At 44.1% G+C, this 367-nt stretch carries 1 protein-coding gene; it reads left to right on the top strand.

Annotated elements, in window-relative coordinates; all coding sequences use genetic code 11:
- Positions 1–367 (top strand): aldehyde dehydrogenase family protein (locus SB751_RS28595; protein WP_410748865.1); only part of this gene is annotated, 367 nt, incomplete at both ends.

Genomic DNA, 367 nt, shown 5'->3' with positions numbered 1-367 from the left:
ATTGTTCTTAAAGATGCGGCTACTGAGAAAGTTATCAGCAGTGTGCAAACAGGTATTTTCTTTAATGCTGGACAAGTGTGCTCTGCAATGTCGCGTTTACTGGTGGATAAAGCTCGTTACGAAGAGATTAAAGCGGCAGTGGTTACTATGGCTGAAAATTTAGTAATCGGCTCAGGTGAAGAGCAGGCCGATTTAACGCCGGTGGTTTCTCAGGCGCAACAAACCAGTGTATTGGCAATGATTGAACAAGCTAAAAAAGAGGGGGCAACTATTTTATGTGGTGGCTACGCTCCTGATTTGGCAGGTTACTATGTTGCTCCAACTGTGATCGAAGCAACCCCTGATATGTCCATATCTCAACAAGAAG

The sequence above is a fragment of the Cupriavidus sp. SIMBA_020 genome (genome assembly GCF_046535395.1).
Taxonomy (GTDB): Bacteria; Pseudomonadota; Gammaproteobacteria; order Burkholderiales; family Burkholderiaceae; genus Cupriavidus; species Cupriavidus campinensis.
Note: the sequence above shows the minus strand (reverse complement) of the source record. Positions and strands in the feature narration are given on the sequence as shown.